23 protein-coding genes are annotated in these 24,204 nt (G+C 69.9%); 10 read left to right on the top strand and 13 right to left on the bottom strand.

Translation table 11 applies throughout. The annotated features are described in order from the left end of the window. The first annotated feature begins 27 nt into the window (after positions 1–27). Genes IT371_24995 through IT371_24985 form a run of 3 tightly spaced genes read left to right on the top strand, consistent with a single transcriptional unit; the run spans position 28 to position 3,427 of the window. Complete coding sequence (locus IT371_24995) at positions 28–1,086, top strand: hypothetical protein (GenBank protein MCC6750937.1); 1,059 nt, start codon at positions 28–30, stop codon at positions 1,084–1,086. Continuing rightward, positions 1,083–2,054: a hypothetical protein gene (locus IT371_24990; GenBank protein MCC6750936.1), complete on the top strand. Its 972-nt coding sequence runs from the start codon at positions 1,083–1,085 to the stop codon at positions 2,052–2,054. Before IT371_24995 ends, IT371_24990 begins: the two co-directional genes overlap by 4 nt. After that, positions 2,051–3,427, top strand: a complete 1,377-nt coding sequence (locus IT371_24985; protein MCC6750935.1) for a bifunctional folylpolyglutamate synthase/dihydrofolate synthase — start codon at positions 2,051–2,053, stop codon at positions 3,425–3,427. Before IT371_24990 ends, IT371_24985 begins: the two co-directional genes overlap by 4 nt. A gap of 16 nt (positions 3,428–3,443) precedes the next feature. Here the strand turns inward: IT371_24985 and IT371_24980 are convergent, their stop codons facing one another. The 5 genes from IT371_24980 to IT371_24960 form a co-directional block, all read right to left on the bottom strand. After that, on the bottom strand, positions 3,444–5,852 hold the full coding sequence (locus IT371_24980) for a hypothetical protein (GenBank protein MCC6750934.1): 2,409 nt from the start codon (positions 5,850–5,852) through the stop codon (positions 3,444–3,446). A gap of 201 nt (positions 5,853–6,053) precedes the next feature. After that, positions 6,054–7,235, bottom strand: a complete 1,182-nt coding sequence (locus IT371_24975; GenBank protein MCC6750933.1) for a DUF362 domain-containing protein — start codon at positions 7,233–7,235, stop codon at positions 6,054–6,056. A gap of 131 nt (positions 7,236–7,366) precedes the next feature. After that, positions 7,367–7,744, bottom strand: a complete 378-nt coding sequence (locus IT371_24970) for a hypothetical protein (protein MCC6750932.1) — start codon at positions 7,742–7,744, stop codon at positions 7,367–7,369. Between the two features lie 93 nt (positions 7,745–7,837). Further along, positions 7,838–8,980, bottom strand: a complete 1,143-nt coding sequence (locus IT371_24965) for a hypothetical protein (protein MCC6750931.1) — start codon at positions 8,978–8,980, stop codon at positions 7,838–7,840. Then, complete coding sequence (locus tag IT371_24960; GenBank protein MCC6750930.1) at positions 8,977–10,932, bottom strand: OmpA family protein; 1,956 nt, start codon at positions 10,930–10,932, stop codon at positions 8,977–8,979. The genes IT371_24965 and IT371_24960 overlap by 4 nt, the downstream gene beginning before the upstream one ends. Positions 10,933–11,039: 107 nt before the next feature. On the opposite strand from IT371_24960, the gene IT371_24955 reads away from it, so the two are divergent. Beyond that, positions 11,040–11,516, top strand: coding sequence for a TIGR02266 family protein (locus IT371_24955; GenBank protein MCC6750929.1), 477 nt, complete (start codon positions 11,040–11,042; stop codon positions 11,514–11,516). A 30-nt stretch (positions 11,517–11,546) separates the two neighbouring features. On the opposite strand, the gene IT371_24950 is transcribed toward IT371_24955, so the two are convergent. The 3 genes from IT371_24950 to IT371_24940 form a co-directional block, all read right to left on the bottom strand. Next, positions 11,547–12,500, bottom strand: coding sequence for an SDR family oxidoreductase (locus IT371_24950; protein MCC6750928.1), 954 nt, complete (start codon positions 12,498–12,500; stop codon positions 11,547–11,549). Positions 12,501–12,551: 51 nt separating this feature from the next. Next, positions 12,552–13,085 (bottom strand): hypothetical protein, encoded by a 534-nt coding sequence (locus IT371_24945; GenBank protein MCC6750927.1) that lies wholly within the window; start codon positions 13,083–13,085, stop codon positions 12,552–12,554. A 225-nt stretch (positions 13,086–13,310) separates the two neighbouring features. Next, the gene (locus tag IT371_24940; GenBank protein ID MCC6750926.1) at positions 13,311–14,135 is read right to left on the bottom strand and encodes a hypothetical protein; all 825 of its coding nucleotides are present in this window, start codon (positions 14,133–14,135) and stop codon (positions 13,311–13,313) included. Positions 14,136–14,361: 226 nt separating this feature from the next. Here IT371_24940 and IT371_24935 point away from each other — a divergent pair, with 226 nt between their 5' ends. Next, positions 14,362–14,787 (top strand): (deoxy)nucleoside triphosphate pyrophosphohydrolase, encoded by a 426-nt coding sequence (locus IT371_24935; protein MCC6750925.1) that lies wholly within the window; start codon positions 14,362–14,364, stop codon positions 14,785–14,787. Between the two features lie 24 nt (positions 14,788–14,811). After that, positions 14,812–17,547 carry a cation-translocating P-type ATPase gene (locus IT371_24930; protein MCC6750924.1) on the top strand — a complete coding sequence of 912 codons (2,736 nt, stop codon included), beginning with the start codon at positions 14,812–14,814 and terminating at the stop codon, positions 17,545–17,547. A 23-nt stretch (positions 17,548–17,570) separates the two neighbouring features. Here the strand turns inward: IT371_24930 and IT371_24925 are convergent, their stop codons facing one another. The 4 genes from IT371_24925 to IT371_24910 all read right to left on the bottom strand — a co-directional run bounded on the left by IT371_24925 (position 17,571) and on the right by IT371_24910 (position 20,273). After that, complete coding sequence (locus IT371_24925; GenBank protein ID MCC6750923.1) at positions 17,571–18,257, bottom strand: hypothetical protein; 687 nt, start codon at positions 18,255–18,257, stop codon at positions 17,571–17,573. A 1-nt stretch (position 18,258) separates the two neighbouring features. Then, a complete protein-coding gene (locus IT371_24920) occupies positions 18,259–18,708 on the bottom strand; it encodes a Rieske (2Fe-2S) protein (GenBank protein MCC6750922.1) in 450 nt (149 codons plus the stop codon). A 146-nt stretch (positions 18,709–18,854) separates the two neighbouring features. Continuing rightward, positions 18,855–19,535 (bottom strand): DNA repair protein RadC, encoded by a 681-nt coding sequence (gene radC, locus IT371_24915; GenBank protein ID MCC6750921.1) that lies wholly within the window; start codon positions 19,533–19,535, stop codon positions 18,855–18,857. Positions 19,536–19,646: 111 nt separating this feature from the next. Further along, positions 19,647–20,273 carry a PASTA domain-containing protein gene (locus tag IT371_24910; protein ID MCC6750920.1) on the bottom strand — a complete coding sequence of 209 codons (627 nt, stop codon included), beginning with the start codon at positions 20,271–20,273 and terminating at the stop codon, positions 19,647–19,649. Between the two features lie 135 nt (positions 20,274–20,408). Here IT371_24910 and IT371_24905 point away from each other — a divergent pair, with 135 nt between their 5' ends. The 3 genes from IT371_24905 to IT371_24895 all read left to right on the top strand — a co-directional run bounded on the left by IT371_24905 (position 20,409) and on the right by IT371_24895 (position 22,793). Further along, positions 20,409–20,693 carry a DUF3467 domain-containing protein gene (locus IT371_24905; protein MCC6750919.1) on the top strand — a complete coding sequence of 95 codons (285 nt, stop codon included), beginning with the start codon at positions 20,409–20,411 and terminating at the stop codon, positions 20,691–20,693. A gap of 4 nt (positions 20,694–20,697) precedes the next feature. Further along, positions 20,698–21,843 (top strand): hypothetical protein, encoded by a 1,146-nt coding sequence (locus IT371_24900; GenBank protein ID MCC6750918.1) that lies wholly within the window; start codon positions 20,698–20,700, stop codon positions 21,841–21,843. Between the two features lie 86 nt (positions 21,844–21,929). Further along, complete coding sequence (locus IT371_24895) at positions 21,930–22,793, top strand: hypothetical protein (protein ID MCC6750917.1); 864 nt, start codon at positions 21,930–21,932, stop codon at positions 22,791–22,793. Here the strand turns inward: IT371_24895 and IT371_24890 are convergent. After that, positions 22,762–23,358, bottom strand: coding sequence for a hypothetical protein (locus IT371_24890; GenBank protein ID MCC6750916.1), 597 nt, complete (start codon positions 23,356–23,358; stop codon positions 22,762–22,764). The two genes, IT371_24895 and IT371_24890, sit on opposite strands and share 32 nt — an antisense overlap. A gap of 100 nt (positions 23,359–23,458) precedes the next feature. Between IT371_24890 and IT371_24885 the strand changes: the two genes are divergently transcribed. Further along, positions 23,459–24,175 (top strand): hypothetical protein, encoded by a 717-nt coding sequence (locus tag IT371_24885; GenBank protein MCC6750915.1) that lies wholly within the window; start codon positions 23,459–23,461, stop codon positions 24,173–24,175. Positions 24,176–24,204: the final 29 nt, after the last annotated feature.

The raw sequence follows: 24,204 nt of genomic DNA, 5'->3' as shown, positions 1-24,204 counted from the left end.
ATCGTCGAGTCGAACGCGTCTTCCGCGATGGGCAAGAGCAGCCGAGGAAAGAAACGACCGCGCTCGTCGGTCGTTCCACCCGAACGCGAGGGCGCGTCCAAGACGGCCTCGGCGCACGAGGTGCGCGCGCCGACGCTCCCCTCTCCGGCGACGTCCGAGGCCGCGAGAGCTGACTCCCCGCCGGTCGGCCTTCCGTCGCGGAGGGACCGCCTCGCCGGCGAACTCGCCGCCGCCTGCGTCGCCACCACCATCCTGCTGACCGTCAGCGGCGCCCCGCTCGTCATGCTCCAGGGAGGAAACCCCACCGTCGGACATCCCGCCCTCGTGGAGCTCTTCACCGTGGGCTCTCTCGGCCGCCTGCTCTTCGGCCTGCATCACTTAGCCGGGCTCCTCCTGCCCCTCTTCGCCCTCTCTGCGGCCGCGCTCCAGGTGCTGCTCGGCGCCGCGCCAGTCGGCCGCCGCCGGTGGCTCGCCCTCACCGCACTGCTCCCCGTCGGGGTCGGACTGAGCTGCTCGGGGAGCCTCCTCCCCGCCGACGAGGCCGCGGGGGCGCTGGCGCTGCGGGCCCACGACCTGCTCGCCCTCCTGCCCGGCCTGTCGGCCGAGGACGGGCGTCGGCTCGTGGCAGAAACGGGGGGGCCCGCCGCGGTCTTCCAGCGCGCGTACTGGATCCACATCGCGCTCCTCCCCGCAGGGTGGATGCTCGCCGCGGTGGCCATCGGACCCCGCTTACCGACGGAGCTCGACCGCGGCCTGGACAGTCCGCGGCTGCGAAGCGGGCTGGCCCTGGCGCTCGTGATCCTCGTCGCCGCGGCGCTCTTCCCGCCCAAGGTGGGTCACCTCTATCAGGGGGCGAACGCGCACGCTCCTGCCACGCTCCCCTGGTTTCTCCTCGCCGCCGCAGCGGGGGACGGCCTCTGGCCGAGCTGGGGCGGGTGGGTCGCGACGCTCGCGCTCTGCGGAGTATTCCTCGCCGGCCTGGTCGTCGCGCGACGGCCGCGCTGGCCGGGTCCCTACCGGCTCCTGGTCGCCATCGGGCTGCTCGGGTTCGGCGCTGCCACGCTCGTCGGATGGCTCCGCCCATGAAGGCCGGCTCCGCCCCCCGCAGGCACCGCAAGACGAACGTCCTCTTGATCGGCCTCATGGCGGGCACCATCGGCGCCGTGCTCGTGACCGACGTGCGCCGTCGAGCCAGCGTCGTCGAGCTACGCACCCCCTCGGGCACCTCCGAACGCTGCGCCTCGTGCCACGAGGCGGGCGCGCGTCGCGACGGCCGTCCGCACCCGGCGATCCCGGGTCACGCGGACCTCCGGCGCTTCGGCTGCACCCCCTGTCACGGCGGCGACGGCCGACGCCTCGACGCGCTGGCCCACGGGCCGGCCCCAGGTGAGGGCCCTGCTCCGTTCTGGCCCAAGGCCCAGCGTCAGCTCGCGTGCGCGCGCTGCCACGTCCCGGGCGGACTTCCCGGCGCCCCGTGGCTCGATCGCGCGCGCGAGGAGTGGCTCGCGGCCGGCTGCGTCGGCTGCCACCGGCCCGGCGGCTCCACGACGGGAGTGGGACCGGATCTCCGCCACCACCGAAGCCTGCCGGAGCGAGAGCTCCGCGAGCTCCTCCTCGACCCTCGCCGACGCCATCCCGAGTCCACCATGTGGCGCCTGACCGACCAGACCTATCGCGGCCGTTTCGGCTCGCGCCCCGCCGGCGAGGAGGCGCTCACCGCGCTCATCGGCTACACCTGGCTGCTCCTGGATTCGCCCCTCCCCTTCCGCAACGCCTGGGCCCGCCGCCCCGAACGGAACCACCAGCCCTGCGGCGCCTGTCATCGTCCCCCCGCCGCGCGCGCGTCCGGCCCCGCACATCGCTGCCGCCTCCTCGCACGCTCCGAATCCTTGCGCTGCGCCCGTTGCCACGCCACGGCCGCCACGGCGCCGCGGCGCCCCGAGGGTTCGTGCCCGCAGGTCGAGGCTGCGCGCCCCCTCTGCAGCACCTGTCACCTCCGCCCCGGGGACGAGCCGCTTCAGCCCCCGGGCCCCGCCGGGCCCTCGCGACCATGACGGCGCCCGACGCCGCCTGGGCTCGATACCGCGCCGCAGCACGCTATCTGGACGACGAGCTGATCCGGCCGGCGCCCCCGGAGCTCCCCGCCTCCCCGACCCGTCGCGCCTGGATGGAGGCGTTTCTCGACGAGCTCGGTCATCCCGAGCGCGGCCTGCCCACCATTCACGTCGCGGCCACCTCGGGCAAGGGCTCCGTCGCCACGATGATCGCGGAGGTGCTCCGAGCCAGCGGTCGCCGCGTCGGCCTGCACACCTCCCCCTATTTGCAGGTCGCCACGGAGAAGCTCTGGGTCGACGGCCGCTACGCGACCGCCGAGGAGCTCCACTCCCTCGCGGAGTGGATTCGCCCCGTCGCGACGCGCTGGAAAAGACCCGAGGTCCCGCTACACGCCCTCGCGAGCACCGCGTGCGTGCTCGAGCACTTCCGTCGACGACGCGTGGAGCTCGCGGTGATCGAAGCCGGGGTGGGCGGACGCGACGACGTGACCAACGTGGTCGAGACCCTGGTGGCCGTCGTCGGCTCCGTCGGCCTCGACCACCAGCGGGTCCTCGGCGAAACCGTCGAGGCCATCGCGGAGCACAAGGCGGGCATCATCCGCGAGAGCTGCCGGGCCGTGGTGCTGGACGGTGCCGCGGTGGTCCCAGCGCGCCGGCGAGCTCACGAGGTCAGCGCCGCCCTTCGCGTAGTGAGGCCGGACGAGGCGCGCACGACCGCGCCGGCAGAGGACGAGCTCGACGGCGACGGCGCGACGCTGGCCTTCCGAGGACGACGCTTCCGGCTCGACGCGCTCCGCCTCGGCCTGCGCGGCGCCTTTCAGGCGCAGAACGCGGCCCTGGCCCTCGCCGCGCTGGAAGAGCTCGACCTCGACGGCGCCTCCATCGACGAGGCCGCCGTGCGCGCTGGGCTCGCCGCAGCCCGCCTACCGGGGCGCGCCGAGCTCCTCCCCCGGGGCGGTCCCAGCCCCTGCCCCGTGCTCCTCGACGGCGCGCATAACGCCGACAAGCTGCGCGCTCTCGAGTCCCTGCTGCGGGCTGCCTCGTCACGCCGGGTCCACCTCGTCGTGGGAGTCCTCGCGGGACGCGCCCTGGAGGAGGCGCTGCGCTCCCTCGCCGCCCGCGCCACGACGGTCGTGGCCACCGAACCCCGCGTCTTCGGCAAGCCCGCCCACCCGGCGCAAGAGCTCGCGCGCGCGCTGGGCTCCGGCGCCAGGGCGATCGCCGATCCGACGGAGGCCTTCGCCGCAGCCGCGGCCGGGGCCGCTCCGTCGGACCTTCTCGTGGTGACCGGGTCGCTCTATCTCGTGGGGGAGCTCAGGGGCCTGTGGTACCGCCCGGAGCAGGTGCTGGCCGAAAGAGCTAGCTGGTACTAGAACGACGTTTCTGAATCTACCGTGTGACGCGAATGTCGTCGATCAGCCAGCCGACGTAGTCGTTGCTGTAGTCGTCCACCGAGTCGAAGACGAAGCGTACCCGGATGCGCTTGCCGGCGAAGGCCGCGAGGCTCAGGTCCCCGGAGGCCTTCCACGAGCGATACGAGGTGCTCTTCGAGTCCTTGCTCCACAGGCTCTGCCAGCTCGAGCTGCCGTCCACGGCCACCTGCACCTCCGTCTTGTCGTAGGCCCCGTCCGAGGCCTGCTCCACGACGCGGTAGTACTGGAACGAGAGCTTGGACCCCTCCGTCACGCCGTCGATCGCCGGCGAGGTGAGCATCCCCTTCGCCGCGCCGCTGGCCTTGTAGGTGCAGCTCGCGTCGTTGCCGAAATACCAGGCCTTGGTCGCCGAGGCGTAGCCCGGGCTGGCACAGGTGCTGCCCGCCGCGAGGTGCCAGAGGCCCGTCGCAGTCCACCCGCTCGTGCTCCCGTCCAGGTTGTCGAAGAAGAGGTCACCGCCCCCTCCGCCGTTCTGCACCGTGAGCGAGCAGCTCGCCTCGGCCGTCGCACCGGACGCGTCCTGGGCGCGCGCCGTGAGCGTCACGGCTCCGTCGGCCACCTGCGTCGTGTTCCAGCTCGTCTTGAAGGGGGCGCTCGACACCGTCCCCACCGACCGCCCGTTGGCGAGGAACGTCACCTTCGTCGCCGTGGCCGACGTGGCCGAGAGCTCGATCGTGCCGCTCACCGTCTTGCCGCAGGACGCCGTGGTGTTCTGCACGGCGAGCGTCCCGCCGCCGCCGCCCGAGCCCACCTTCACCTGAATCGGCGTCTGCGTCGGGTTGTACTTGTTGTCCGTCTCGCCATCCACGTTGCGGTTCGGGTCGTGATACCCCGAGTAGTAGGTCTTGTAGCGCGTGGCCTCGAGCACGCTGCGCCAGGTGCGCTGGCTTCCGTCGAAGAGCGCCACGATGAACTGGCCGAGGCTCGCCCCGCCGCCCTGGATCCACACCTCGATCCCGTTCGTCACGAGGTCCAGGTCCTGGCTCCCTGCCGCCTTGTGGGCGAAGTAGTTCACGCCGTAGTAGTTGAACGACACGCACGAGTTGAAGAACAGGATCTGGTAGCCGCTCTTGAAGTCGGACCGGCTGAAGTTGTAGGGGTCGAGCGGGCCCGATCCGATGTACGAATGTCCGTCGTAGAGGACCACGTCGCCGTTCTTGAAGGCCTGGCGGAAGTAGTCGGTCATCCCCCAGCCCGACTCGGTGCCGAAGACGCTGCGGATCTCGAGCGTGATCTTCTTCGTCGTGCCGCGGCCGGTCACCTCGAACGGGACCTCCAGGTTGATCCACTTGAGCTTGATGTGGTCGTGGATCGCGCGGCGGAAGGCCCGCGTGTCGCTCACGCCCGACGGAAAGCCGCTCTGGCTCACCACCCACTGGTGGAGCTGGTTGAACGTCGCGGTGTAGGTGTTGCCATCGTAGGTGAAGCTGAGGGGGCTGACCTGCGAGCTGGACAGCACCTTCAGCGAGCTGCCCCACTTGTCGCTCAGGTTCTTGAAGAGCTTGAAGTACTCGAGGAAGCCCATGTCGTTCTCGTGCTGCTCGTCGGCCGGGTCGTCGTCGTGGGCCGCGAGGCCCAGAATGTTGTAGACCACGAGCCGCGTCTTCCCGCTCTCGCCGAGCCCGTAGAGCCGGTCGTACTCCGGGTAGCTCGTGGGAGCGGCGCTCGCGGGCGCGATGAATTTCGCGTTCAGCGGCAGGTAGCGGCGGCCGTACTCGCGCTCCGAGAGCTGATTCTCGGCGAGCCCCGTCCGGGCCGCGTTGATCTCCTCCACCTCCTTGGAGATCAGGGCCTGGCAGCCGGTCTCGGCCGGGGACCAGACGTACCAGAAGGAGGAGGCGAAATCTCGGTCGTGCTCCACGTTCTCGACGCACTTCTCGAGGATCTCCGAGACGAAACCCTGGTAGTTCCCCATCAGGAGCGCCACCGAGAGGCTGGTCTTGTCGGCCTTGCTCTTGTGGACGAGCGCTCGCGCCTTGTACGTGTAGCTGACCCGCTGGACGGTACCGATCTTGGTCACCGTGCCGCTCTGCTTCCGCACCAGGTCCAGGCTCTGGCTCGAGAGCTGCGCCGACGCGACGTTGTGCCGGAACTCGCGGTCGTCGACGCTGATCTTCGCGATGCGCAGCGGCCCGAAGGCCGTTCGCACTTGTCGGGAGATCTCGCTCTGAATCGTGGACGCGCTCGCGCCGCTCGCCACGTAGACGTAGCCCTTGAGCTCGAGCGTCCGCTCGACCGCTTCGGCCGAGGTCAGGTCATCGTTCGTGGAGCCCGGAAGCTGCTCCCCGCAGCCCGCGAAGATCAGACCGATCACCGGTAGCGCGGCCGCAAACGGGCCCGCCGCCCTTCGACTGCTAAGAAGCATGTGCGTTTTCCTCTCTCGAGTGCGCCAGGATGTGCTCAAGACTTACGAGGCGGTAGGGCGCTTCTTCCCGATTTTCGAAGAGGGGGGCGGCTGCTCTCGCCGCACCCGGTCGAACGCCTAAAACTTAATATATTTTATGCCGTTACAAACGCAGCGCGAAGCGCCGGGGGGAGGCGACGGGCGTCTCGACTGGCGCCTGACCTAGCCAGCACGCGCAAGATCCGGGCCTCCGGCGGGGCGAAGCCGGGCGGGATCCCCCGGCGAGAGGGACGGGAAACGCCCGCCGAGCTCGTCCGGGTACTCGCGCCAGAGCCTTCCCCACTCGGTGCCGTTCAACCACTCGTCCACGACCTTCTGCCCCCACACCGGGTACCAGACCTGGTCGTGAAAGACCTCGGAGCCGAAGATGAACACCTTCACCAGCGGCGTGTGGAAGAGCGCCTTCTGCATCACCTTGAGCGGGCTGTGCCAGAGCAGCCGCCCGGTCCCGGTGGCGAAGTTCACCCCCACCTCGAAGTTCCAGTTCCAGTTGAGGGCGTCCGTTTCCCCGACGATCTCGATCTCCTCCGGCCGGCCCGTGCCGAGCCCCAGCTCCGTGGCGCGCGCGATGTAACGCAGCGACATGGGGTCGAAGCCCATCATCTTGGCCGCCACCGCGTCGATGGCCACCTGATCGGCCGAGGCCAGAATCACGTTCTTGACGTGCGGGATCATGGTTCGCGGGCCAGGGCCGGCACCCGCCGTCGTTCCGTCCATCACCGCAAACAGGCCCGAGTGGATCTCCTTCTGGATCGTGAGGAGGTCCACCAGCGTGTCGTGAATCCAGGTGTGCGTGTAGTGGCGCTTGAGGTTCAGCAGCCCGCCGAACGCGTTCTTCATCGCCCCGGTGGTCGTGGTGTAGGAGTGCGTCTTCACCGTCGGCAGATGGACGATGTTCTTGCCGAAGAAGTAGTCGGGCAGCGTGATCCCCTCGGGGTAGATCTGCGGCAGCACGAGCATCCGGCCCTTGGGCCGGTAGGTGACCCACGTCATGTCCTCGGGCTTGAAGTTGTACTTCGTCGGGACCCCGTAGCGCGCCAGGATGGGCGCGTACTTGTTCAGCCGCTCCCCCTTGTCGGTGATCGTCACGACCGTCTTGTTATGCACGTCCACGAGGTCCCCGTAGCCTCGGCTCCACAGACCGAGGATGGTGCCCTCGAGCTGCCAGGGGGTCGTGTTCGACGACGGGAAGAAGAGGTGCCAGGAGATGTTGTCTTTCAGGATCGTGGTGCTCTTCGGGTCCAGATGCTTCTCGACCTCGCCGAGCTCGAGCAGTCGACGGTAATCGTCGAGAACCGTCTCCGGTCTCGTCTTGAGCACCACCACTTTGGCTTTCGTGGACATGAGGGTCTCCGAGCTATTGGGCGATGGTTAGCCAAGCACGCCGCGTGGGGGCGTGCAAGGCGCGGGCGCCAGGCGTGCGCGGGAATCTCGGGGTGGAAGGAGTCCGCGGGCTGAGGCGCGTCGCGGGGACCTTAACTGCCTTCGATCTTCACCGTCCAGACCTGCGTCTCCGAGGTATCGCGCAGCTTGAACGTCACCTCGAGCATCTGCGCGCTCGGCTTCAGGCCCGTCACCTCGACGACCGCCTGCGTCTCCCCCGGCGGAATGGCCACGCTCTGCGCGGAGAACTGGACGAACTCGGAGTACCGGTTCTCGATGTCCACGAACATCTTCGTCTCGACCATCTCGCTGAGCACGATCTTCAGGGCGTAGCGCTGCCCCGCCTGAAGCCGAACGTCCGTCTGCGCGAACGGCCGGATGTAGAGCGCGTTCTTCGAGCCCCCGCAGCCCCACCCACCGGCCAGTAGAAGTGCGGCCCCCACCGCAGCCAGCATGAGTCTTCCCTTCATCACGAGCCTCCAAGTCGTCGCCGTCTCGCGGCGAAACGCGCAGCAGTTGAGCATGACCGACCGATGGAGCGCAACCGAAGGGACGACCGCGCGCTAGTCAGAGCCCCGCCGCCGACGCATCGCCGCCCCGAAGAGCAGCAGCCCGATCAGGAGGATCGCCCCGAGCGCCCCGGAACCTCCCTCGGAGGCCCGTCCCACGGCGCAGCCCGCGCCGCCGCGAGGGTAGACGTCCGCCACGCACGGGTCGGTCTCGCCGGCGTCCACGCGGCCGTTGTGGTTCGCGTCCTCGTCCCCGTCGCTCCGGCCGTCCTTGTCCGTGTCGGGATCGAACTCGTCGGTGCACCCCGGGATCTCGATGCGGTCCGGCAGCCCGTCCTTGTCGCTATCCTTGTCCGGCCCCGGCGGCCCACCCTCGGGGCAGCCGTCGCGGTCCTGATAGCCGTCCAGGTCCTCTGGCTCGAGAGGACACCGGTCGTTCCCATCCACCACACCGTCCCGGTCGGTGTCCGGGTGGCAGGGATCCGTCTCTCCGGGGTCCACCTGGCCGTTCCGGTTCCGATCCTCCTGGCCGTCCAGCAACCCGTCCGCGTCCGTGTCGCTGTTGAGGGGATTCAGGCAGCGGTGCCCCTTCTCGAGCACGTCCGGCAGACCGTCCGCGTCGGCGTCGTCCTCGGGGCACCCGTCCTGGTCCTGAATGCCGTCGAAGTCTTCGGGTGTCAGCGCGCAACGGTCCCGCGCGTCCTGGATCCCATCCCCATCGCTGTCCGGCTTCGTCGGGTCGCTCTCGCCCGGGTCTACCTGGCCGTTGTGGTTACGATCCTCCTGGCCGTCCAGCAGCCCGTCGCCGTCGGTGTCCCCGACCAGCCGGTCGGTCTCGTCCTTGTCCAGCTTGCCGTTGCCGTTCGCGTCCTCCACGGCGTCCGGCACGCCGTCGTTGTCGGAGTCCACGTCGCGAAAATCCGGTATCCCATCCTTGTCGGTGTCCACCGGCGGCGTGCCCAGATCGCTGTCTCCGGCCTCGATCGCGTCCGAAATACCGTCGCCGTCCGTCTCGGGATCGAGGTAGTCGGGGACCTTGTCGGCGTCGCTGTCGATCTTCACCGCGGCGTCCTCGTCGACGTCGCTGATCGTGTCGTTGTCGGCGTCGGTGGCCTGCGCCCAGGACCAGCCGGGCGCGAGCCAGAGAAGCGCCGCCAGGATGCAGCTCCCCAGTTCAGACCGGACCCGTCTCGTCATTTGGCATCTCCGGTCTTCTTCGGCGCATCCTTCTTCTCCGGACCGGTCTTCTCGCCATCCGTTCGCTTGACGCGGTCCGACTTGTACTCAACGTGGAAGAGCACGCGGCGATTCCGCGCCATCCCCTCGGTCGTCTGGTTGGTGTCCCAGGGACGCTGCAGCCCCCAGCCGACACCTCGCAGCTTGGTCCGCGGAACCCCCATCTCCCGGAGCACGCGCACCACGTTCATCGCCCGGTTGAAGCTCAGCCACTGATTGTACGCCTCGTTGCCCCGCTGGTCGGCGTGCCCCTCCACGTACACCACGTGAATGGTCTTGGCCTCGATGATGGCCTGCGCCACCTTGCGCAACATCGGCCGGAAGCGCCCCTTCACGTGCCAGGAGTCGAAGTCGAAGTAGATGGCCTCCGAGGTCCAGATCGAGTCCTTGCGGATCACCGCCTTGGGCGTCGGGTCGTCCGGGCACCCGTCGTCGTCCTGATACCCGTTCACCGTCTCCGGCTCGTTGGGGCAGCGATCCTTGTCGCCGTAGATCTTGTCCTTGTCCGGGTCGTCGGGGCACCCGTCGTCGTCCTCGACCCCGTTCTTGTCCTCGGGCTCCGTCGGACACTTGTCGTCCTGGTCGAGGATCCCGTCGGCGTCCTTGTCGGGCTCGGGACAACCGTCCTTGTCCTCCACCCCGTTGAATACCTCGGGCTCGTTCGGGCACTTGTCGTCCTTGTCGAGGATCCCGTCTTTGTCGTTATCCGGGTCAGGGCACCCGTCCTGGTCCTCGAAGCCGTCCTTGTCCTCCGGCTCGAGCGGACACTTGTCGTCCCTGTCCGGCACCCCGTCCTTGTCGTTGTCCGGGTCCGGACAGCCGTCCTCGTCCTGAAAGCCGTCCTTGTCCTCCGGCTCGTTCGGGCACTTGTCGCGGAGGTCCAGGATGCCGTCCCCGTCGTTGTCGGGGTCGGGGCAGCCGTCCCGGTCCTGGAAGCCGTCTCGGTCCTCGGGGTCGAGCGGACACTGGTCGTCCGCGTCGCGGATGCGATCCCCGTCGGCGTCCACGCCACCCGGGTCGTAGGTCACGCTGGCCAGCGCCTGCACCGCGGGCGACCCGTACCCCCCGATGAGGCCGGGCCCCGCCGCAGCCGTCACGGCGAAATCACCGATCGAATAGCGCAGTCCGAACATGGCCTGGCCGGGCGTGCGCTGACTGTCCGAAAAGGGAGCCGCCGCCGCGGCAGCGACGGTGAGCTCGGCCAGCGCGGCCAGGGGCTTCACGATGCGGTACTGCACGCCGAGGCCGAAGAGGAGCTGGTCGTCCACCGCGAGGGTAAAGAGCTCCCGCGCCGGCTGCAGACGATAGCCGAAGTTGAGGTGCGCAGAGAGGGGCCGATACCGATAGCCGAGAGAAAGGCGAGGCTCGAAAGTGAAGCCCCCCCCCGCCGTCGAGTCGTCGCGCGCCGTCGGGATGCGCAGCTCCGCCAGCAGGGCCATGGAGAGCCCCTTGAGCCCGTTGCCGAAGAGCCGCACCTTGGGCACCACGCGCAGGTCACCCAGGCCGCCCTTGGCCACCGCCGTCCCGAAGCTGCCGGCGTCGCCGTTCTGGTAGAAAACCACGGGAAGGGCGAGACCCAGCTCCAGCCGATTCAGGAAGCCGATGCTGGCCCAGAGCTCACCGGCGAAGCGGTTCGCCACGGCGTCGGTCTTGGTGCCGAAGGCCTCGTAGACCAGCGGCTGACGCTGGTAGGTCAGGTTCAGACCCACCCGCGGCACGAGGTGCATGCCGATCTCTGTGCCCTCCAGACTCAGGAGGCCCCCCGCCGTGGCTGCGCCGTGAAAGGACTGCAGGTCGAAATGAAGGTTCCGGGGGGTCTGCTGGGCCCGCGCCGCCTCGCCGCCCAGGGCGCCAAACACCACGACGAGGGCGGCTACGTTGCAGCGGGCCAGGACAGAAGGATGGCGTAGCATCTCGTTCTCTCAACGACTATGATTAGCCAAGCTGTAGGTGCATGATGCTGCCCGATGTGCCGAGGGGGCGCAAGTAATGGGCACCACACCGACCGACGGAGGTCGTCATGACCGAGAATGCGCCCAAGCCAGGCGCCGGCCGGGACTCGGCCATTCTCTGGCGCCGCCCCGGCGCGGATGACGCGGCGACGAACCGCCGCGAGCACGTTCGAACGGAGCTCCAGGCCAGCGTATCGCTGAGCAGCGAGACCAACTTCTACTCCGGCCACATGAACGACGTGAGCGAGGGAGGACTCTTCGTCGCCACCCGCGAGCCGCAGGCGATCGGCACCGTCCTGGTCGTCGAGTTCTCGCTGCCGGACGACGAGCTCACCATCTTCGTCAAGGGCGAGGTCCGCTGGATCCGCGAGGAGGGACCGGGGCCCGAGGGCGTGGCAGGAATGGGGATCCGGTTCCTGAACCTCCACGAGGACGATCGCCAGCGCATCGAGGCCTTCGTGCAGAAGCGCGCCACGATCGTCCACGAAGACGCCCCCGAGGACGCGCCGGAAGGCGCTCCCGAAGACGTCGGCGAAGAATCCTGAGCGGGAGTCCGGCTGGCGCTCGAGCGGGGGTCAGCCGACGCGGCCCTCGCTGGCCAGCCGCGCGCGAAAATCCTCCACCACGGCCTTGAGCCCCTCCTCGAGCGAGACCTTCGGGGTCCAGCCGAGGGCATCTTTCGCGAGCGAGATGTCCGGCTTGCGGCGAACCGGGTCGTCCTTCGGGAGCGGCCGGTTCTCGATGGTCGAGCGCGACCCGGTGAGCTGCACGATGCGGTGAGCCAGCTCCCCGATCGTCTGCTCGTCGGGGTTGCCGAGGTTGACGGGGCGCGCATCCAGGTCCGAGGCCATGAGCCGCACGAAGCCCTCGATGAGGTCCGTCGCGAAGCAGAAGGACCGCGTCTGGCGCCCCTCGCCGTAGACGGTGATCGGCTCTCCACGCAAGGCCTGGACGACGAAGTTCGACACCACGCGACCGTCGTTCTCGTGCATACGCGGGCCGTAGGTGTTGAAGATGCGTGGGATGCGCACGGGGACGGAGTACTGGCGCGCGAAGCTCACCGCCACGGCCTCGGCGCAGCGCTTTCCTTCGTCGTAGCAGGCTCGGGGCCCGATGGGATTCACGTGCCCCCAGTAGGCCTCCGTCTGCGGGTGCACCTCCGGATCCCCGTAGACCTCGGAGGTCGAGGCGATGAGCAGCTTGGCGTGCACCTCGCGGCACATCTCCAGCATGTTCAGCGTGCCGATGACGCACGTCCGGATCGTCCGCACCGGGTTCCGCTGGTAGTGGATCGGCGAGGCGGGACACGCGAGGTGGTACACCTCGTCCACCTCCAGCACGCGCGGGTCGTTCACGTCGCCGCGGACGAGCTCGAAGCGGTGGTCGTCGAGCAGGTGTTCGACGTTCTGCCGCGACCCGGTGAAGAAGTTATCCAGGCACACGACCTCGTGCCCGTCGCGAAGCAACCTCTCGCAGAGATGCGAGCCGAGGAAGCCGGCCCCGCCCGTGACAAGGATTCGCTTTCTCATCTTCTCGCGCTCGATCGTGTGACCGGACCGTCGAAACGGCCGGGACGGAGGCTACTTCACCACCTGAATCGCACCGGCCATCCCCGCGCCGGTCGCCTGACCGTGGAAGCCGCAGTAGTACCCGAAGATCCCCTCGCGGGGGAAGCTGAAACTCGAGGAGGTGCCCGTCGAGACGGTCTTCTTGATCACCTTGTCCGGCCCACAGGCTTGGTTCAGGGGATGGGTCTCGAAGTTGCCCTTGAAGGTCACGGACTGGCCGATCTTGACCTTGATGCAGTTGGGCGAATACGCGGAGCCGGCGGCACCGCCGAACTCGATGACCGCGGAGGTAGCCGTCTTGTCTTCGAAGGCGGTGCAGCTGGCAAAGGACGCGGCGCAGGAGGGCCCGCTTGCGTCCGCGATCCCCTGGTCCTTGCCCGCATCACCCGCCCCGGCGTCAGCGGTCCCCCGGTCGCCCGACCGGGCATCCCGCGTCGGCCCGAGGTCCGCGCCCTTGCCGGCGTCCTGCTTCCCGCCGCTGTCGCCACACCCCACGGCGACCAGCAGGACCAGAGCCAACTCCCCCGTTCGCATGAATGGCCGCATCGCGCTCTCCGTCTGGCATTTGACAACCTAGGTGTAGTCTTGATACACGGACCGGTCAATCCTCGAGACGAATGGAGAGCAAGCGATGGGCTGGGGCGATAACCGACGGTCACCGAAGATGCGGCGCCGCGTGTCGAAGCAGAAGTTCAAGGAACGGATCAAGCGCAACCGGGAGCGCATGCGCGCCGAACGCGCCGCGGCGAAGCGCTAGCAGCGCGGAAGGCCCTAGAAGATACGCTGCGCCGCGCCGGGGCCCTCTGCCGCGGCGGGGCTGCGGTCGTGCTCTTGCGCGGCGAGGCGTCGACACCGTTCGAGGAAACGCTCGGCGAGCGCGTCAACGACCAGGCGACTCACCTGCTGCTGTAGCCGCTTCAGCTTGCCATCCACCGCAAAGGGCGTGGTCCTCTCCGCTCCCTCGCCGTGCAGCTGCGTCGAGAAGAGCAGCGTGCCCGTGCGCACGTCGAGCAGGGTGGCCTCCGCCAACACACTCGCGCGAAGGGTGTAGGCGGGAACGAACGGGACGCCGAGCACCGTGAGCCAGGTCCAGCCGAGGGCGTTGACCCCCGAGCGGTCGACGTACTTGCGGCTGAAGACCACGAGGTACTTGAGCCGATAGCGGGCGGCGACCTCGCGCAGGCTCTCGAGGTGCTGCCCATCCGCGAGTTCGGGAGCGATGTCGCTCACCATGACGAAGAAGCGCGACCGTTCGATGCGGCGAGCCAGCCGCTGCGGAGCGTCGTCCCCCGGGACCAGTCCCGAATAGGCGCGGCGGGTGAAGGGGGCATCGAGGACGACGAGTCCGGCGCGTGCGGGGAACTCCGGTGCGACGGGGGCGTTGATCACCCGCTGCAACACCTCCTCGGAGAGGTTCTCCCGCTCGTAGGGCTTCCGAAAGGGCGATTCCGTCAGCAGCTGAGGCCCCGGAGCCGGCGCGGCCGCCGGCGACACGCCCCGGGCCGCACTGAGCCTGAAGCTGGCCGTACTCGCGCAGCCGGGCAACGGACCTACCGAAGCGAGGACGAGAGCGAGGGCCACGAGCCTGGTACGCATTTGCCGATCTCCGAGCGGGTTCCCTCGTCGAACGCCCGGGCCGGTTCGCCCTTACAGGGGGGGGGCACGTCCTACGCGCCGATGGTTTGCTGATTGCTGCGGCAGCACTCTTGCGATATCTTACGCGCCTCTACCGGCTGCCCAGGCGGGAGACAGCGCACGGCGCTGCGACCGGCGAGCGGATACCCGCCCCGCGGAAGCCGACCTAGCGGAGTATCAGCGAATGATGGCGAAGAGCATCCGGGTTGTGGCCGCCGTGATACAGCGCGAAGGGAAGTACCTCATCACCCAGCGGCGGGAGAACGCATCGCTTCCTCTATTGTGGGAGTTCCCGGGAGGAAGGGTCGAGCCGGGCGAGAGCGACACGCAGGCCCTCCAGCGGGAATTCCGCGAGCGCCTCGGCGCCACGGTCGAGGTGGGTCGGCCGGTGGCGTTTCGGCGCCACGACTACGACGGCTACAGCGTGGAGCTCGTGCTCTACGAAGCCTCCCTCGAGGGCAACCTGCTGGAGGCGATCCGGGTGAAGGACTTCAAGTGGGTCGCGGCCGACGAGTTCTCGCAGTATCCGTTTCCCCCGGCGGACCGGCACACGATGGATGACTTCCAGCTCTTCATCGGCAGCTCGAAGCCCAAGAAGCCGCCCATGGCCTGACGGCCACATCACCCCCTCGCCCCCGTGTCCACCCCAGAGCCCAAGCTTTGGCATAGCCAGACCACGGACCAGATCGCCCGCTACTGGGAGACCGATCTGGAACGCGGGCACACCGCGGCCAACGCCGGCGCCTTGCTGCAGCGCCTCGGTCCCAACGCGCTCGCCGAGAAGCCTCCCCCCTCGCTGTTCGTGCGACTCCTCGGGCAGATCTCGGACGTCACGGTGCTCGCGCTCATCGCTGCGGCGCTCGTGGCCGCCATCCTCGGCTTCCTGCACGGCGAGGGCGGCGCCACCTTCCTCGAACGCTTCGGCGACTCCCTGGCCATCCTGGCCATCGTGATCTTGAACGCCATCCTGGGGCTCGTGCAGGAGAAGCGCGCGGAGCGAGCGCTGTCCGCCCTGCGCACCATGACCAGCCCTCAAGCGCGCGTGGTCCGCAACGGGCAGGTCTGCGTGCTCCCCGCGGCCGAGGTGGTCCCGGGGGACCTGCTCGAGCTGAAGGAGGGCGACACCGTCCCCGCCGATGCGCGGGTGCTCTGGCAGGCCAACCTGGAGGTCACCGAATCGGCGCTGACGGGCGAGTCGTTCCCCGTGGCCAAGGACGCCGACGCTGACCTCTCCGAGGACACGCCGCTCGCCGAACGCAACAACATGGTCTTCATGGGAACGGCCGTGAGCCGGGGCCGAGGCCGGGCGGTCGTGGTGAACACGGGCATGCACACCGAGCTGGGTCGCATCGCCGGCATGCTCGCCTCGATGGACGCCACCGACACGCCCCTTCAGGCGTACCTCAACCGCTTCGGCCGGCAGATCGTCTTCGCCAGCGTCCTCGTCTCGGCCATCGTCTTCATCGCGGGCCTCCTGCAGGGCCGGCAGACGCTGAGCGAGCTCTTCCTGCTCGCCGTCAGCCTGGCCGTGGCTGCCATTCCCGAGGGACTGCCCGCCATCACCACCATCGTCCTCGCCCTCGGAACACAGCGCATGGCGCGCCGCAACGCTCTCGTGCGCCGCCTCCCGGCTGTCGAAGGCCTCGGATCGGCGCAGGTGATCTGCACCGACAAGACCGGGACGCTCACCCAGAATCAGATGACGGTGCGGCAGATCCACGTCTGCGGCGAGACCTACGCCGTCGGCGGTCGGGCTGCGAGCGTGGAGGGCGCGTTCACACGCGCGGAGGAGACCGTCACGCCGAGGGAGACGCCGGGTCTGTGGCGACTTCTGGAGCACGCGGCGTGGGCCCCGGACGTGATCATGGTCGAGAAGGAGGAGCGCCTGGAGCTCTCGGGGAATCCGACCGACTGCGCGCTCCGGGTCGCCGCGCGCAAGGGCGGAGTTCCCGCCGTGGAGCCCAAGCGCGTCATCACCGAGCTCCCCTTCTCGTCCGCGCGCAAGATGGCCACGCTCGTCATCCAAGGAGAGGCAGGCCCCGAGGCCCTGGTGCGGGGCGCACCGGAGATCCTCCTCGATCGCGCCACGGAGGTGCTCGGTCCTGACGGTCTCGTGCCGCTCACCGCCGACGAGCGCGACAGACTGCGCCTCGTCGCGCAGAGCTGGGGCGAGCAGGCGATGCGCGTCGTGGCGCTCGCCGTGCGCACGAAGCAGCCCGAGGACCCGCACGACTGGGAGAAGGACGTCGCGCTTCTCGGCATGGTGGGGATCGTGGACCCCCCGCGGCCCGAGGTCGCGCAGGCCATCCTCGAGGCCCAGCAAGCCGGCATCCAGACGATGATGATCACGGGAGATCATCCCTCGACGGCGCGTGCCATCGGACGAGAGATCAACCTCTACCAGGAAGGAGATCTCGTTCTCACCGGCGGCGAGCTCGACATGATGGACCAGCAGGAGCTCGAGAACCGCGTGGACCGCCTGCGCATCGTGGCCCGCGCCACGCCCCTGCACAAGCTCCGCATCGTCGAGGCACTGAAGGCGCGAGGGCTCGTCTGCGCCATGACCGGCGACGGGGTCAACGACGCGCCAGCCGTGAAGGCCGCGTCGATCGGCGTGGCAATGGGGCGCGCGGGGACCGAGGTGACGAAGGAAGCGGCCGACCTCGTCCTCGCCGACGACAACTACGCGACCATCGTGCACGCCGTCGAGGAAGGGCGGGCGATCTTCACCAACATCAAGAAGTTCATTTACTTCCTCCTCTCCTCGAACACGGGGATCGTGCTGGTCGTGTTCTTCGCCGGCCTCCTCGGCTGGGCCGCCCCTCTCGCGCCGATCCAGATCCTGTGGATCAACCTCGTGACGAACGGCCTCCCGGCGCTCGCTCTCGGCGTGGAACCGCCCGAGCCGCGCCTCATGGCGGCCCAGCCCAGGAACCCGGGGGCGCCCATCCTCGGGCCGCGCGAGTACGGCGCGATGCTGGGCATCGGTCTCGTGATGGCCGTCGCCGCCATGCTGGCCTTCGCCCTCCTCGTCGGCGATCCGACCGACCATCACTCCCCCAAGCTGCGCCTGGCGCAGGCCGGGGCGTTCGCCGTGCTGAGCCTCTCCCCCATGTTTCACGCCTTCAACTGCCGGTCGGCCACCGTGTCCAACTTCACCCTGGGCTGGTTCGGCAACCGCGCCCTCTGGGGAGCTGCCATCGTCGGCGTCGGACTGGTCGGCCTGGCGATCTACGTTCCGGCGCTGCACGAGCTCTTCCGCACCGAGGCCCTCGGCGCGCGCGACCTGGCGCTGGTCTGTGGGCTGAGCGCCGCGCCCCTCGTCATCGGCGAGGCGGTGAAGCTGCTCCAGCGCGCGCCTTCGCGGTCGTAGGCCTTCCGCGCGGGCCGTCGCGGTCAGAAGGGGAGGTAGTCCGGCCCCCGGACGAGCTCCGCCCCTCTGTGGCCGCCGACGGTCATGAGGGCGGCCGCGCCCAGCAAGAGAGCCACGTAGACGGCGCGCAGGACGCCCGCCAGCTGATTCCTGCGGGCCCATCTCAGACCCAGGGCCGCCACACAGCATCCGAAGGAGAGGAGCATCAGGTTCCGATGCACGCTCACGAGGGCCAGGTCTTCGTCCGCCGGCAGCTGACTCGCGCGCAGCATCCCCGTCGCCGCGGCCGGCAGGTAGCTCAGCACCACGGAGACCAGGATGAGAAACCCCGCGCGCGTCCAGGTCACGCGCCCGAAGAGGAGCGCGCCGAGATCCACGACGAGCAGAAGCAGGAGCCATCCGATCGGTAGGTGCACCACCGTGGGATGCAGCTTGCCCACGATCCGAAGCAGGCTCGTCTCACCGGAACCGCTCTTTTCCGCCGCCGTACCCGCCTCCCCCGTCGCTGCACCCGTCGTGGCCGGCCCCGAGCCGTGCGGGGCCGCAGCCCCCTCTGCGCCGGCTCCTTCGGGCGACACCTCCTCGGGCTCGTCGTCAGCAACCTTGGGTGCCGACCGGGCCGGCGCGGCCTTGCCACCGCCGGGTCCCTCGCCCCAGGCCTCGAAGGGGAGCGCGGCGACGGTCAGGAGCACGAGGACGCCACGTTTCATCTCACACCTCGAGCAGGATGCGGTTCGCCGGCAGGTCTAGCCGGGCGGCGTAGACGGGGGAGAGCGGTCGCGTGGACGGGCCCTTGACCACCTTCCCCTCGAGCGTGTAGCGCGACCCGTGCTCGGGGCAGCGAACCAGCTTGAGCTGGGGGTCATACTTCAGCAGGTTCTTCTTGTGCGTGCAGACCGCGTCCACCGCGCGCACCGTCGCGGGCGTGTCCCGGATGAAGAGGATCATGCGGTCCTTGATCCTGACGATGGCAAAGCCCCCCACGGTCTTGAGCTGCGGCACCTTGTCCAGGCTCAGGGCCAGCTTCTTGGCCCAGGCCCGCCGTGGCAGCAGGAGCGCGCCGGCCAGGGTCGCGAGCGTCCCCAGAAAGGAACGGCGGCCGCCGTTCGCACGCGATGGGCACCCGCAGGCTTGGCATGACGGCTCGTTGGCGCAGGTCATCCGAATCTCCCTCTCGAAGCGTGCTGCCGACCCGACGCCCGCGCCACCGCCAGCGACGCTGAAGCCGCCGATGGTACGGCTCACCGACGGGGTTTTGAAGCCCCGGAATCGCCGCGCGCCAGCCGGGCCCAAGGGCGGGTAGCGCTCTACAGCCACCCTCGCTCTGCGAAACTCGTGTACGTTCCGCGCGCCACGACGAGGTGATCCAGGACCGGGATCCCGAGGATCTGCCCCGCCTGCCGGAGCCGGCGCGTCAGCTCCCGGTCCTCCGCGCTGGGCTCCGGATCGCCGCTTGGGTGATTGTGCGCCACGATCACGGCCGCGGCCTGCTCGCGCACCGCCGGCGCGAAGACCTCGCGCGGGTGCACCTCCACCGAGCTCACGCTCCCCTGCGCGACCTGCAGGACCGCGAGAGGCCGGTGCTTGGCGTCGAGCGACAGCACGACGAAGACCTCTTGCCGTCGCGACGCCAGGTGGGGGCGGAACCAGTGATACGCGTCGCGCGCACCCGTCACGCGCGGCCCGGGGCGTTGCGCGAGCGCCAGGCTCCGCCGGCCCAACTCCATCACGGCCACGAGGGCAGAAGCCCGAGCCCAGCCCACACCCGCCAGGGTCTGAAGCTCCACCGCGCGACAGCGCTGCAGCCCCTCGAGCCCGCCGAAGCGCGCCAGCAACGCCTGCGACAGGGCCAACACCCCGCCCGACCCCCGACCACCCGTCCCGAGGACGAGCGCCAGGAGCTCGGCGTCATCCAGCGCCTCGGCGCCCGCGCGAGATAGCCTCTCCCGCGGGCGCTCGCCTCCAAGCCACGCTGCTCCACTCGCCATGCCGACGGAAAGGAGCAAGCCTCGTGCCGCGACCACCACAACGCGATCAACCTATTCCGCGCCGGATGTTTTCCGCGCGACCCCCCGGCTCCCGCGGCGCGCCCCGTCCGACTATCGGTCCGGTCCGGACGGATGCCGGACGCCGGGCCCTCCGTCGGGCGCGCCGGAAACGCCCCCGTCCGCAACCGGACCGGCCGCGGTCAGGACCGTCACCGCCGTCCCCACGGAGACGGCCGTGCCGGCGGGCGGCTCGCTCCCCAGCACCGCCCCCACGGGCACCTCCGCACCTGTCTCCTCCCGCACGGCCCCCACGGTCAAACCCTGCCCGCGCAGCCGCTCGTGCGCCTCGGCGAGGCTCGCGCGCGAAAGAGGCGGCACGGTGGTCCTCGCCGGCCCGTCGGACAGAACCACCTCCACCACGTTTCCAGGCGCTACCGCCGTCCCGGCCAGCGGCGCCTGCTGCGCTACGGCCCCCTTCACCACGAGATCGTCTGGGGCGAGCCCGAGCACCTCGAGCGCCAGTCCCTGCTCGGCCGCGACGCCGCGCGCCGCCGAGAGCGTGAGCCCGACAACCGCCGGGACCCGCGCAGCGCTGCCACGGTAATGCTCGTGGTAGTAGTGAAGACCGCCCACCACGAGACCCGAGGCGATCGCGGCCACCACCGCCACGAGCCCCGAGCGGGATGGGGCTAGCTCTCCGGTGTGGACCTCGCGATAGGGTTCGTCGCTCCAGGACACGCGCGCATCTTACCAGCGCGGCCCGGCCCGGGGGCTCGAAACCGGCCTTCGCGCAGCTCGCGGAGCTTGAGCTTTGGGTACGGACGTTGTAGCCAGGCAGAGGGCGAACCAAGACCCACCGCAAGGAGAACGGCCGTGGACGAACCCGTTGGACCCCGCTTCACCGATCCCCAGGGGCTAGCCCCCGGCCGCTTCTGCACGCTCATCAACATCGGGCATACGGCCGAGTTCTTCGCGCTCGATTTCCGGGCGGTCACCCCCGAGGGGGAGGCGTGCCTGCTCGGTCGGTTCTTCCTCACACCGCAGCACGCAAAGCGCCTGATGCACGCGCTCGCGGAGAACGTCGGCGGCTTCGAGCAGGAGTACGGGCTCATCGAACCCAACCCGAACGCCGCCGCGAACGAGCCCTCGGCCAACTAGGAAGGTGTCTTTCACCATCGGAGACGAGCTCGAGCGGCTCCTCTGGTCGGTGGCCGAGGAGGTCTTCGGCCCGCGCGCCACGACCCCGCAGGCGGTGGCCAGCGCCGCTCTGACGCTCTCCGACCGCTACAACGCGGGGCGGGCCCCCGACCCGAGACAGAGCGACCCGCAAGCCCTCGTCGCGCAGCTTCTCTTCTTCACTCCCGCCGACCTGGCGAAGGTCACCTTCCCGCTGGCGGAGCTGGCCGCGCGAGGGCGCCTGCCCGGAGGTCCCCTGCGGATCCTGGACCTGGGCGCGGGCTGCGGAGCGCAATCCCTTGGTCTGCTGACCCGACTCGGGGAAGAGAACCCGCCGCGGGAGGTGCGCGTGGACGCCCTCGACGAGAATGCGGCCGCCTTGCGACTCATGGCGCGCGTCCTCGAGCGCGGCGCGGCGACGGCGCTCGCGGGGGCGAAGGTGGACCTACGCACGCATCCCCAGTCCGTGCTGCGTCCGCTCCCGGCCGGCGCCTCCTACGATTTGATCCTGGCCGGCAGCCTGCTCGCCGAGCTGCCGGAAGCTCACCACGCCCCTCTCGCCCGAAGCTGGCTCGATCGGCTGACGGATCGCGGCTACCTGATCATCCTCGAGCCCGCGCTGCGCGAGACGGCCCGCGCGCTCCACCGGCTTCGAGCGGCTCTCGTCGAGGGTGGCGCGCACCTCTTCGCGCCCTGCACCCACGAGGGCCCGTGCCCCGCGTTGCTCGACGAGCGCGACTGGTGCCACGAGGCACGCGCCTTTCACGCGCCCCCGAGGCTCGCGGAGCTGTCGCGCCTCACCGGCCTGCGGCGTCACGACCTCAAGTGGTCGTACCTCACCGTCGGCCGCGCGCGGGCCAACGTAGGCGACCTGCGCCCCGACGCCGAGCGCGTGGTGAGCGCCCCTCTCGCCACGAAGGGCAAGACGGAGTTCTTCTTCTGCGGCGCAGCCGGTCGCCGACGAGTGGTCCGACTGGACCGGCATCGCGGGCCGGACAACGCGGCCTTCGACCAGCTCGACCGAGGCCGGCTCGTCTGGTGCGCCGCGTCGCGCCCCGGTGAAGCGCTTCACCGCATCGAGCGGTCCACTACTGTCCTCGCCGAGGACCCGGCCGGCGGCGGCGATGACTGACTCCTCGACGTGCTCCTCGGCCGTGGCGCCGACTCGAGCCGCGCGATAGACTCGGCCCCTGACCTCAGAGCGAGGGAGGGGGGTCCATGCGCTGGAGGGTGGAGTACTCGACCGCGGAAGACCTTCACGCGCACCTCGCCGAGAACGCCGCGCGAGGCGCCGTCCTGCTCCCCGTCCCCGACGGCTCGCCCGAGGAGCTCCGGCAGTTCGCTCGCGTGGAGCTCGAGCTTCGCGCCGGCGACTGGAGCGGGTGTGCCGCGGGCGAGCTCTTGCAGCTCATCCCCGGGGTGGGGGCGGTCATCCGTGTCTTCGAGCTCGACGCGCTCTCGTCTCTCCCGCCCCAGGGCGCCACGCCTCCGTCGGGAAAAGCCCCCGAGGTGCGAGCGCTCCACGAGGAAGCCGCGACGCTCGAGGGGTCGGCCGGGCCCAGCGGCGACGGCCTCCCGGCCACCGACGGAAGCGACGGAAGCGACGACCACGAACGGGTCCTCGGACAGCACTACCTGCCAAAGGGCAGCACGGTCCTCTCCTGGCCCGTCGAAAAGCTCCAGGTCGAGTGGCCGACGCTCTCGGTGGCCGAAAAGATCCGCGTCGCGCGGTACGGCAAGCGCCCCGCGCGCGCCATCGCCCTGCGCAGCAACGACAAGAACCTGCACGCCTTCGTCCTGGCCAACGCGGGAGTTTCAGTGGAGGAGGTCGCGCACCTCGCGGGGATGGCCGGCGCCGACCCCGCCGTGCTGCTTCGCATCGCCGGGACCCCGGAGTGGCTAGGGCACACGGCGGTCGTCCGCAACCTCGTTTGTCACCCGAAGATGCCGCTGCCGCAGGTCGTGCGGCTCCTCGATCACTTGCCGTCGGATGAGATCCGTCGCCTGACGAGCAGCGGGCGCGTCCGCGCGGCCCTGAAGCGCGAGATGATCAAGAAGCTGGAGCGTCGAGGCGGGCGTTAGGCTTCGTGCCGGCCGCATCGCTCGCCGCGCCGCCCGCGTGCATCTCCGTGTCCACGATCCGTGTGGGTTCGAGGGTCAGTTCCTCGGTCTCGTCCAGGCCGTCGTCACCGTCGGCCTCCATCACCTCGATCACGAGATCCTCGGCGTCCAGCCAGTCGATGACCTCGTCGCAGAGGGGTGCCCGACGCTCGGCGTCCCGACGCTCCTCGAGCGAGACCCGCTCGCCACCTTCCCCCGTACGCCGGTCGTTCCAGCGCCTGTCGCGCGCCAGGGTCTGTCGCAGCGCCTCGACGGTCCGCGGCATCGGACGCAGGCGAAAGCCGCGGGCCGCGCAGTTGTGGCACATGGGGATCCAGGCCGACTGGAACTCGACGAGGCGCAGGTTCTCGCGGCGTCGGTCGCTGCAGATGGCGCACACCGATCCGATGCCGACGGGCCGGCTCTCGGCCCACCGCAGGTAGCAGATCGGACACCGCCCACGCCGAAGCGTCGTCACCCGCGCCCCGCACGCCTCGCACCGCAGCATCATCACATCGTCGGAAGCAGCGTCTCGTTGGTCAGACATGCCCCCAGCTTACGGGGCCGCTTTCGAGGAGCAACTTTTTCGCCTTTTTTGCCCCGGCCGGCCGAGGCCCCTAACGTGGCGGAGACCGGGAGGTGAATCGATGACCGTCTCTGCTCGCCTGGGGATCGCCCTGTCCGCCTTCGCCGTGCTCCTCGGCGCCGACTCCTGTCCGCTGCGGCTCGGCGACGGCACGACGAGCCCGAGCGCAAGCTCGGGGACAGCGCTCGACCTCGGGGGCACGCAGGGGGCGACCTGGACGGTCACGAGCGAGCGCCTCCTCACCGCCACGCTTCGAAGCGCGGGCCGGGTGGCCGCGAAGACCACCGAGCTCTCGCCAGGCGTGGTCACGCTCCTCGGCCAGACCATCGACGTGGGAAGCCTCTGCTGGCGCAACGACGTGGTCTGCCCGCAGCAGGTGCTGCCGGCCGCCTTGCCGCTCGTGCAGCCCGAGGGGTCCTCCGCCCGCCCCGTGCTGGGCTTCAACCGGCGCGGCCCTCTCGCGAGGTGGCCGGCGGGAATGGGTCTCGCGGCGCTGCTCGACGGGCGCGAACTGAGCGCCCAGCTCGCCTCTGGCTCGGCCGCCGAGGGACCCTGCGCGCTCGGCCCTGCCTCGATGATCCTCGCCACCGCCGAGGACGGCGACCCCTCGGCGAGCGTCACCGGCGACGCCGGAGCGCAGGCGCGGCGCACGACCCGCCTGCGCGGACGCATCACGGTGGCCTACGACGGCGGCTGCGTGAGCTACGGGGGGAGCGGGCTGGTCGAGGCTGGAAGCTCGCTCGAGCTGAGCGTGGGCTTTACCGCCACGCGGGACTGAGCGCGGCCAGGCCGTTCGTTCGGAGATCA

The sequence above is a fragment of the Deltaproteobacteria bacterium genome, from assembly GCA_020848905.1.
GTDB lineage: Bacteria > Myxococcota_A > Polyangia.
This window is presented reverse-complemented; position numbering and strand designations above follow the sequence as displayed.